The sequence below is a fragment of the Streptomyces flavidovirens DSM 40150 genome (assembly GCF_000429085.1).
Lineage (GTDB): Bacteria > Actinomycetota > Actinomycetes > Streptomycetales > Streptomycetaceae > Streptomyces > Streptomyces flavidovirens.
Window position 1 is genome coordinate 22,777 of sequence record NZ_AUBE01000039.1, and the last position, 8,750, is coordinate 31,526.

Here is an 8,750-nt window from a genome sequence, read left to right on the forward strand (position 1 = left end):
TACGCGGTTTTGCTGCGCATAACTACGGCCAAGATGTAGCGAGCGCAGATCCGGCACCCGTGCCTTATGGGGTACGCACCGTCGCACCCGAGTGCGCAGCCGCTCCGACCCCAGGGGGCTGGCTGACGACGGTGGTGGGCCGGGTGTGCCTGGACATGTCGCGCTCGCGCACCTCACGGCGCGAGGACCTCCTTGACCCGCTGGATCCCCTGAACCCACCGGACGCGCAGGTCCCCCCGGACCGCCCCGATCGTCAGCAGCCTGTACGGCGTCGACCCCGAGCAGGCTGCTGGCCGACTTGGTCGGCCTCGCGCTCCTTGTGGTCCTGGAAACGCTGGCCCCCGCGGAACGGCTCGCCTTCGTACTGCACGACCTGTTCGCTGTGCCCTACGACGAGATCGCCCCCATCATCGGACGCACCCCGGCAGCGGCCCACCGGCTGGTCAGCCGCGCCACTGCCGGGTGCAGGGCAGGGCCCCGGCCCCCGACACCGATCTCACCGGCCAGCGCCGTGATCGTGGACGCCTTCCTCGCGGCGGCACGCGGCGGCGGCTTCGATGCGCTGGTCTCGGTGCTCGACCCGGATGTGGGTGGCGCGGTCCGACGGCGGCGCGCTGGGGAGCCTGGTACGCCACGGCGCGCCGACGGTGGCCGGGCAGGCCATCGCCTCCGCCCGCTTCGCGCAGTACGCACACCCCGCGCTGGTCAACGGGACAGTGGGAGTCGTAGCGACCTCGGAGGGCCGGGCGCTCTCGGTCATGTCGTTCACGATCGCGCAGGGGAAGGTCACCGCGATCGACACCTCAACGACCCGGAACGCCACCGCCGCCTGGACCTGTCCTTCCTGGACAGCTGACGGCCGGCCCCACAGATCGGTGCCGCGTCGCGGACCGCGTACGGCAGCAAAGACCCGACCGCCCCACCAGTCTCACCAGCCCCATCGAACACGGATACACTCATTCCTCAACCAGCCCCTCTGCACAAGGCAGTTGGGTCAATACGGGGGTATTTCTGGTGAGAAGTTCACGAAACTACGTAACGCAGCCACGCGCCATCACCCTCACCCGCAAGGGGGGGGGGACATGACATCGGATTTCGCACGCCTGATGAAGCAGGATTTCGGCGACCTGAAGGCAGCAGCAGCCGCCTGGCGGAAGCTCGCCACCTGCGCGGACGCGGCCGTCGACCGGCACCGCACCAAAGTGACAGGGCCGCTCCACGCCACCTGGAAGGGTGACGACGCCGACAGCGCCCTGCGGTTTCTCGAGAATGTGGAGGCGCGGCTGGGAATCGTCCAGACGGAAGGCATGGCGATAGCCGTCGTACTGGACGATGTGCGCTTCGAGATGGAGAGCGCACAGAACAAGCTCCGCAACGCCGTGAAGCAGGCCGAGGAGAACCACTACAAGGTCGACGACGACGGCTGGGTCAGTGACCCCACCACCTCTTCGCTTCCCCGCAACGACCCGGACAGCCAGCAGGTCATCAACGGCCGCAGCGGCCCGCTCGGCGAGTACCGGTCGTGGATCGACGAGGCGCTGAAAGAGGCCCGCAAGGGGAGCGCCGACGGGCACCGGGCGCTGACCCTGCTCAACGGGGACGTCATGGACGGCCAGGGGCCGAACGGCACCATGGAGTCCACAAAGGACGTGAAGGAGGCCATGAAGGCCATCGGCGTCGAGGGGCCGCAGATCCCCGAGAACGACCCGAAGGCTGCCGCCACGTGGTGGGACGCCCTCAGCCCGGAGGAGCAGCGCGAGTACACCACGCTCTATCCGCGGGAGATCGGCGCCACCGACGGCCTGCCCACCACCGTACGCAACGACGCCAACCGCACGGCTATCACGCAGGAGAACGCTTACCTCCACTTCGCGGGCCACCCCAGCGACCTCTATCCCGACGACAATCCGCAGGAGTTGCGCAAGCGCATGCACAACATGGAGGTCCTGCAGAACCGGCTCGACGAGGGTGACGCGGCTCCCAAGGGCAAGGAGTTGTACCTCCTCGGCTACGACACCAAGGGCGACGGGCGGGCCATCATCGCGATGGGCAACCCCGACACCGCCGACCACACCGCGGTCCTCGTACCGGGCACCAACACCACCATGGACAGCGTACCGGGGCAGCTCAACCGCATAGAAGCACTCCAGGACGCCGGCATGAAACACAGCCAGGGTGGATCAGTGGCGACCGTGAGCTGGCTGGGCTACGACGCCCCCGAGGCCTCCGCCACCGACTTCAACAGCGTCGGTGGAAAGGGCCGCGCCGAGGATGCCGCCCCCGATCTGCGGCAGTTCATCGATGGCACCCGGGCCTCCCACGAAGGGCCGCCGAGTCACACCACCGTCGTCGGCCACAGTTACGGCTCGACGGTCGTCGGCGCCGCCGCGGCGGGCGGCGACGGTCTCGGCGCGGACGAGATCGTCGTGGCGGGAAGCCCCGGCATGACCGTCGACAGGGCATCCGACCTGCAGATGAACCCGGACCACGTATGGGTCGGGGGATCGGCGAACGACGGCATCATCGACGGCTTCTCCGACCTGACACTGGGCGAGAACCCGATGGAGGAACCGTTCGGCGGCCACAACTTCGAAGTCAGCAACGAGGGCGACCACAGCGCTTACTGGGACAAGGACAGCGTCTCACTGGACAACCAAGGGAAGATCATCGCCGGTGTGCCGCCGACGGAGACCCCCAAGGAGGACAACGATGTTCCGCTCCTCCCCTGGTAGAGCCACTCCGCTCCGGGCCGCGATCACCGCGGTCGCCGTACTCATCACAGGAGGCTGCATGCCCGCCGACGACGACAGCAAGGACATCAACGCACCGCTGCCCCGGATGACCAGGGAAGCCGCGCTGAAGTGGGCGAAGGACTACACCGATTACATGGGCGGGATCGCGGGTGTCGACATCGACCGCTCCACCGAGGTACCGCGCTTCGGCAAGTGCGTGGGCAAGAACGACGAAGTGGCCGAGGACGGACGGTTCACCCTCACCTACTACGTCTTCGCCGAGGTGCCGCACACCCAGCACACCGCCGCAGTCCGGGCGTTGAAGAGCCGGCTGGAGAAGGAGGGATACGAGATAGCCGGATACCGCGAATACCAGGACGCCTACTACACCGCCTCGCTCTCCGCGCGCCACAAGGAGCACGGGTACACCGTCATGGCCGACACGAACAAGCCGAAGAAGACCTCGCCCGACTCCATGTCCTTCTCCGCCAACGTCCCTTGCATGCTCCCGCCCGACGCCGAACAGCAGCAGTTCTGAAAGGGGTTGACCCATGTCGTCAGAGCCCAAGGTCGACCCCGCCGAGCTGCGCGCCTCCGCGCACGCGGAAGACGGGACGGCCCAGGACATGAAGGGGCCTTCGGGCACCGCCGTACGCGAATCCGCCACAGCGGCGGGGTCGCTGGCGGGCTGGGAGGTCAGCGCAGCCCTGCAGACCATCGCGGACAGCTGGAAGCCGGCCCTGGCGGGGCTGGACCAGCGGATGCGTACGGGAGCCACGAATCTGCGCTCGTCCGCGAACGGCCATGAGTGGAACGACCGAGCCACGGCGAAGGACTTCGAAGGCATGGACACCGTCGGCACCATGTCCGCACCTGCCTCGGGCGGCGTCGCACCGCCCACGGCCCGGCTCCCCGATGGCCAGTGGAATCCCAGCGGCACTTCCCCCACCCATGAGTTCGGCCCGCCGCCCGCCGGCGACTTCGACATCGCCGCGCGCGACCCGCGCGGCAACGGGGGATCTGCGATGCCGACGTACAACCCGGGTACGGCCGGCTAAGAACTCCTGACGGAATGACTCTTTGGGGTCGGCTCCTGGTCGTGGGGTGCTGTCGGGCAGCATGGGGTGATGCACTTTGATCAGCCCGTGCCTCGCGAGGTGAAAGTCATTGATTCGGCCTCGCTGTTCAGGTTGGAGGAGCGGGCGTGTGACCTCACCCTGAACCAGCGGTTGGACCCAGCGTGGGTGCGAGCGAATGCGGCGCCCGACGGAACCCACTACCTGTGGCCGGCTCTGTGGAACAGCCTGTCCCACCGCCCGGACGTTCCACGTCAGCTGCGGTGCGAGCTGTTGATCACTCTGTGTTCGGGAGACCGCGTGATGAGCCTGCTGGACGTGCTTCCCGACGACTTCACCCCGCTGCCGAGGGTGACCTCACGCGAAGAGGGGATGCAGGTCAGCCAGCTCCTTGACCGTGCTCCTTCGGTCAGGGAATGGCTACTGCGGGAGAAGGAGGGATCGGGTCGGCTGTGACAGGCGTCGCCAGCAGATGACTGCGCATCCCAGGGTGAGGAACGCTTCGTGGATTGGCGTCGCGGATCTCCCAGCGGATCCGCAGGCGGCGGAACCAGTGCAGGTGGGCGAAGGCGCGCTCGACAACCCAGCGTTGGGTTCCCAGTCCGGAGCCGTGTTCGGTGCGGCGTCGCGCGATCAGTGGCTTCACGCCGAGCGGGCGGACGAGACGACGGTACTTGTCGTGGTCGTAACCGCGGTCACCGAGCACGACGTCGGGGCGGCGCCAAGGTCGGCCGAGTCTGCCCCGTACCCTCGGCACTGCCTGGAGCAGTGGGATGAGCTGGGTGACATCGTTGCGGTGGCCGCCGGTACGAGTGACGGCGAGCGGGATGCTGGTGGCATCGGTGATCAGGTGGTCCTTGCTGCCCGTCCTGCCCCGGTCGACAGGGCTTCGTCCTGTCTTGGGGCCCCTTTTAACGCCCGGATGTGAGAGCCGTCGACCGCCGCACGGGAGAAGTCCAGGGTGTCCGCGCTGCGGAGCCTGGCCAAGAGCGCTCCGTGAAGCCGGGGCCACACGCCGGCCCCAGCCCACTCGGCCAGGCGCCGCCAGCACGTCATGCCCGAGCCGAAGCCCAGTTGTTGCGGCAGGTGTTCCCACGGGATCCCGGTATGCAGTACGAACAGGACGTCCTGGAAGACCATCCGGTCCGGATGCCGCTTCCGCCCTGGATGACGGGTGCGACGCTCGACTTTCGGCAACAGCGGTTCGATCACCGCCCACAGTTAATCCTCGACATGCCACGGCTTCGGCCGAGCCACCTCACACCCCCGGATCCACGCTCCCGAAGCGATCCAACCACCTCGAAAATCATTTCGTTAGGAGTCCTAAGACAATACTGGGTGGGTATCTTGTTGGCTTCGTAAATCGAGATGGCACGAGTTGGGTTCGTACGGATCGGTCCCACGTACGACGCGCCCGGTCGTCACCAAGGGGCGCCAAGGGGCGCCAAGGGGCGCCAAGGCCTGGGCGACATGTACTGCCACGACAACGGGCGCCGCACCGACGGCCGTGCCGTCCTCCACGAGGCGCTGCTGGCCATTCTGCCAGCAGGCCGGTTTTAACGCCCAAGACCGTCGTAATGACGGTGCAGTGTGGGTAACCCGGCCGAGGTCCCCTCGGAGGAACCGGTCACCAGCAGCTCAGATCGATGAAGACAGCAATGTCGCCGCTCACCCACGGGCTCGCTGCTCTTGGGGCTGACCCGTCGAGCCACCGGGGGCGAGGGGCAACGGTGGGTGGCAGTCCAGCCATGAAGTGGTCGTTGTCGACTTCGTACGTGCCGTAGCTGGAGCGGGGGAGGCGCACAGAACAGGAAATTGCGGCGCCCCGCAGCAAGACGCCCCTCACCCTAAACGCCTGAGCACCCCGTTTGGCCAAGTCAGTGGGGGGTCATCGGTTTGTTGTCGGTGTGGCCGCATACCCAGGCGAGGGCGTCGTGGACGCCGTGGAGGTAGTCGCGGGGCACGGTGCGCTGGGTGGAGTCCTCCATCTGCACGATAGCGGCGTCCGTCTCGGCGGTCATCACCTCCAGCCCTGGTGCACCGTCTGATTCCTGCGCCGTGATGGGCGCGGGTTCGCCGCGCCCCAGCGCCCAGAGGTATCCGGCCAGAGCTCCGCGAGCGTACTGCGTTTGCTGATCTGGCCCGGCAGCCCCGGCTTCCAGGCGCTGGAAGGCCTGCTCGACCTGGGCCGAGTCCCGGACACCGACCCTTGCTTGCGTCGTACTCAGCGAATGCGTCGTCATACAGGTATGACTAACCGCGCTCGCTCGTGTCATGTCATGGCGGACCCGGTGCTCACCCGGTGAGCGGTAGCCGCCCCGGCGCACTGAGCCCTGCTGCACAGCGCCGGCCGACACCCGTGATGCCACGCCGACGCTGGCCCGCGATGTACGCCAAGGCCCGCGCCGATGACGACCGTACGGTGCGCACGGAGGCGTTCGACGCGATTGGCGACCGGCATCTGGGAGCTCACGGACGCGGTGTGGCAGGAGACCGAGCTGCTGTTGTGGAAGCCGTCGGCGGCGTGGTTCAGCATCAACGCCCGGAAGTGGCTACGGTCCGCCTCGTGCCGGTGGAGTTTCTGACTGATGAGCAGGCCGAGGCGTACGGGAAGTTCGCCGAGGAGCCCACCCGCCCCGAGTTGGAGTGGTTCTTCTTCCTGGACGACGTCGACCGCGCTCTGATCGCGCTGCGCCGCTCCACGCACCACCAGCTCGGCTTAGCGCTCCAGATGTGCACGGTGCGCTACATCGGCCGGTTCCTCCCGGACGACCCGCTCGACCACCGGGACCGGTGGTCGAGCGGGTCGCCGCACAGCTCGGCATCGAGGACAGTCGGTGGTGAAGCGGTATACCGAGCGGCCGAAGACGGCGTACGAGCACGCCTGGGAGATCCGGGACGCCTACGAGTACCACGAGTACGAGGACCCGGAGTGGTCCCGGCGATTCCGTACCTTCCTGCACGGTCTGGCGTGGACGCGCGCCGAGGCCCAAAGGCGCTGTTCGACCACGCGGTGGGCTGGCTGCGCCGTAACCGGTGCTGCTGACGGGCGTGAGTGTGCTGGCTCGGCAGGTATCGGAGGTTCGGAAGGTTGCGGACAAGCGGCTGCACGCCACCGTCGCGGGCGCCGCTCGCCGCGCGGACCCGGCGCTGCCGGGCGACCTGGTGGCGACGCTGAGGACGCCGGAGGGCTCCCGGTTCTCGGAGTCGGAGCGGCTGCACCGGCCGCCGACGCAGACGACGGGTCCGGCGTTCGCTCGCGCGCTGGAGCGGGTGGACGAGATCGGTGCGTATCGGCTGAAACCGTCCCAGATGCCGCGGAACCGGATGGCGGCGCTGGCCCGGTACGCGCTGGGATCGAAGGGCGGCGTTGCTGGAGCGGGCTGAGGAGCCGAAGCGCACGGCGATGCTCACCGCGGTGATGCGGCACTTGGAGGCGAAGGCCATCGACGAGGCCCTGGACCTGTTCCAGGTCCTCATGGCCACCCGGCTGTTGAACATGGCGAAGCGGAAGACGGAGAAGGAGCGGCTGTCCACGCTGTGCAGCTGGAGAAGGCGTCGCGCACGCTCGCGCGGGCGGCGAAGGTGCTGGTCGATGAACGCTCTCTAGGCGGTTCGCTCTTCTGGCCGAGCACCAGGCGCCACCTGCACGCTGACGGCAGCCTTTACCCCGCCCTGTCCGAGGCCGACCAGAAGGCGGTCATCGAGGCCGACTGGGGCGAGTACCACCCTTTGTACCACCCGCAGGGCGTCAACGCCATCATGCTCTACGCCCCCCGGGACGAGGACGAGCTGGCCGTGGTGAAGCAGGTCATCACCGCCTCCTACAAGTACGCCACCGGCCGCGCCCCGCAGCCCGTCGGCACCGCGCGTTGAACCGCACACAAGCAGTGATAGCGGCGCAAACTACCTCTTGTTCGGTCGTCTCGCTTCCCCGAAAGAGGTCATCAGCCAGTGACCATCAACCTCGTCACCCCAAACGACGGCGACCTGCTGGATATGGGCGCCACGCGGGTGCGGATCCTGGAGGACGGCTCCCGCACCGGCAAACGGCTCGGCATCGCCGAGCTGTGGCTGGCACCGGGCTTCACCGGCCCACCCCAGCACCTGCACCACAAGCACGAGGAAACCTTCTTCGTCCTCTCCGGCACCGTCGACTTCACCTCCGGCCACGACACCCACCGCGTCGGCGCAGGTCAGCTGGTGACCGCCCCCATCGGCACCCCTCACACCTTCGGCAACCCGGACAAGGACCAGGACGCCCGCATCCTGTTCACCTCCACCCCCGATCTCTACATCGAGTACTTCCGGGACCTGGAGCGCGTCAAGCCCGGCCCCGAAGGGCTGAACCCCGCGGACATCGCCGAGGTGATGAAGAAGTACGCCACCGAGATTTGGCAGCCCTGACCCAGCCGTTCAACGCGGCCGGCCCGGCCGCGCCGGACCGAACGCCTGGCCGACCAGAAGCGGTACGCACAGCAATGCATCATCTCCCTACCCGGAGCAGTGTCCAGCGCCGCCAGCGCCCTGACCGCCATCGATCCCGGCCTACTGCGGTTGCTCGCCCGGCCCGGACGGCTGGCACCATGCTGCTCACCCTGGGCGGCGTCCTGAACCGGCGCCGGCCTCGTTCCAGTGCCGCGACCGCCGCCAACACGTCATACCCGCACCGGAACCGAGGTCCTGCGGCAGGTACTCGTTGTTGTGGATGGGTCTCATGCCGTCCGCACTCGGTCGTCCCGGGCGGAGGTTCTTGGTGCGCGCTGGGTCCACACCCCACCGCGAACGTCTCTGTCAATTCGCCTGATCACGCCCGGAAGGTGAGGCCTACGGTTCCAAGATGGGCTCTTAGAGGTCGTTTTCATCTTGAGCGTCATCTCTTAGGGCGGTTTGCGCTTCTCGATGAGGTGTTGCTGGTGGGGCTGTAGTTGTGGTTATGCGT

General features: G+C 67.6%; 9 protein-coding genes and 3 pseudogenes. 9 read left to right on the forward strand and 3 right to left on the reverse strand.

The window, feature by feature from the left end; genetic code table 11:
• Positions 1-319: 319 nt before the first annotated feature.
• Positions 320-394: pseudogene (locus tag G412_RS41255) on the forward strand (hypothetical protein); the annotation flags it as partial.
• A gap of 102 nt (positions 395-496) precedes the next feature.
• Here the strand turns inward: G412_RS41255 and G412_RS41260 are convergent.
• A complete protein-coding gene (locus G412_RS41260; protein ID WP_028815267.1) occupies positions 497-823 on the reverse strand; it encodes a hypothetical protein in 327 nt (108 codons plus the stop codon).
• Between the two features lie 259 nt (positions 824-1,082).
• Between G412_RS41260 and G412_RS36690 the strand changes: the two genes are divergently transcribed.
• From G412_RS36690 to G412_RS41265, 4 genes are all read left to right on the forward strand, one after another.
• Positions 1,083-2,732 carry an alpha/beta hydrolase gene (locus G412_RS36690; protein ID WP_051338705.1) on the forward strand — a complete coding sequence of 550 codons (1,650 nt, stop codon included), beginning with the start codon at positions 1,083-1,085 and terminating at the stop codon, positions 2,730-2,732.
• Between the two features lie 58 nt (positions 2,733-2,790).
• Positions 2,791-3,270 (forward strand): hypothetical protein, encoded by a 480-nt coding sequence (locus tag G412_RS37470; protein ID WP_157839202.1) that lies wholly within the window; start codon positions 2,791-2,793, stop codon positions 3,268-3,270.
• 13 nt (positions 3,271-3,283) lie between these two features.
• Positions 3,284-3,790 (forward strand): type VII secretion target, encoded by a 507-nt coding sequence (locus G412_RS37475; protein WP_051338707.1) that lies wholly within the window; start codon positions 3,284-3,286, stop codon positions 3,788-3,790.
• 321 nt (positions 3,791-4,111) lie between these two features.
• Positions 4,112-4,264 carry a hypothetical protein gene (locus tag G412_RS41265; RefSeq protein WP_244283314.1) on the forward strand — a complete coding sequence of 51 codons (153 nt, stop codon included), beginning with the start codon at positions 4,112-4,114 and terminating at the stop codon, positions 4,262-4,264.
• Here the strand turns inward: G412_RS41265 and G412_RS38755 are convergent.
• Positions 4,229-5,029: pseudogene (locus G412_RS38755) on the reverse strand (IS5 family transposase). The gene G412_RS41265 and the pseudogene G412_RS38755 sit on opposite strands and share 36 nt — an antisense overlap.
• 656 nt (positions 5,030-5,685) lie before the next feature.
• Positions 5,686-6,051 (reverse strand): hypothetical protein, encoded by a 366-nt coding sequence (locus tag G412_RS36710; RefSeq protein WP_051338709.1) that lies wholly within the window; start codon positions 6,049-6,051, stop codon positions 5,686-5,688.
• Between the two features lie 204 nt (positions 6,052-6,255).
• Here G412_RS36710 and G412_RS39955 point away from each other — a divergent pair, with 204 nt between their 5' ends.
• The 4 genes and pseudogenes from G412_RS39955 (at position 6,256) to G412_RS36725 (ending at position 8,215) form a co-directional block, all read left to right on the forward strand.
• Positions 6,256-6,393 (forward strand): hypothetical protein, encoded by a 138-nt coding sequence (locus G412_RS39955; RefSeq protein WP_157839203.1) that lies wholly within the window; start codon positions 6,256-6,258, stop codon positions 6,391-6,393.
• Positions 6,375-7,417: pseudogene (locus G412_RS41885) on the forward strand (DUF4158 domain-containing protein); the annotation flags it as partial. The gene G412_RS39955 and the pseudogene G412_RS41885, both read left to right, overlap by 19 nt.
• Positions 7,394-7,684, forward strand: coding sequence for a luciferase domain-containing protein (locus G412_RS41900; RefSeq protein WP_051338710.1), 291 nt, complete (start codon positions 7,394-7,396; stop codon positions 7,682-7,684). The pseudogene G412_RS41885 and the gene G412_RS41900, both read left to right, overlap by 24 nt.
• Before the next feature lie 78 nt (positions 7,685-7,762).
• A complete protein-coding gene (locus G412_RS36725; RefSeq protein WP_244283307.1) occupies positions 7,763-8,215 on the forward strand; it encodes a cupin domain-containing protein in 453 nt (150 codons plus the stop codon).
• Positions 8,216-8,750: the final 535 nt, after the last annotated feature.

Bases quoted from the DNA above. Each gene is read 5' to 3' on its own strand.
- G412_RS41265 (WP_244283314.1), top strand. From the start codon at position 4,112: ATGAGCCTGCTGGACGTGCTTCCCGACGACTTCACCCCGCTGCCGAGG.
- G412_RS36710 (WP_051338709.1), bottom strand. From the start codon at position 6,051: ATGACGACGCATTCGCTGAGTACGACGCAAGCAAGGGTCGGTGTCCGG.
- G412_RS37470 (WP_157839202.1), top strand. From the start codon at position 2,791: ATGCCCGCCGACGACGACAGCAAGGACATCAACGCACCGCTGCCCCGG.
- G412_RS37475 (WP_051338707.1), top strand. From the start codon at position 3,284: ATGTCGTCAGAGCCCAAGGTCGACCCCGCCGAGCTGCGCGCCTCCGCG.
- G412_RS36690 (WP_051338705.1), top strand. From the start codon at position 1,083: ATGACATCGGATTTCGCACGCCTGATGAAGCAGGATTTCGGCGACCTG.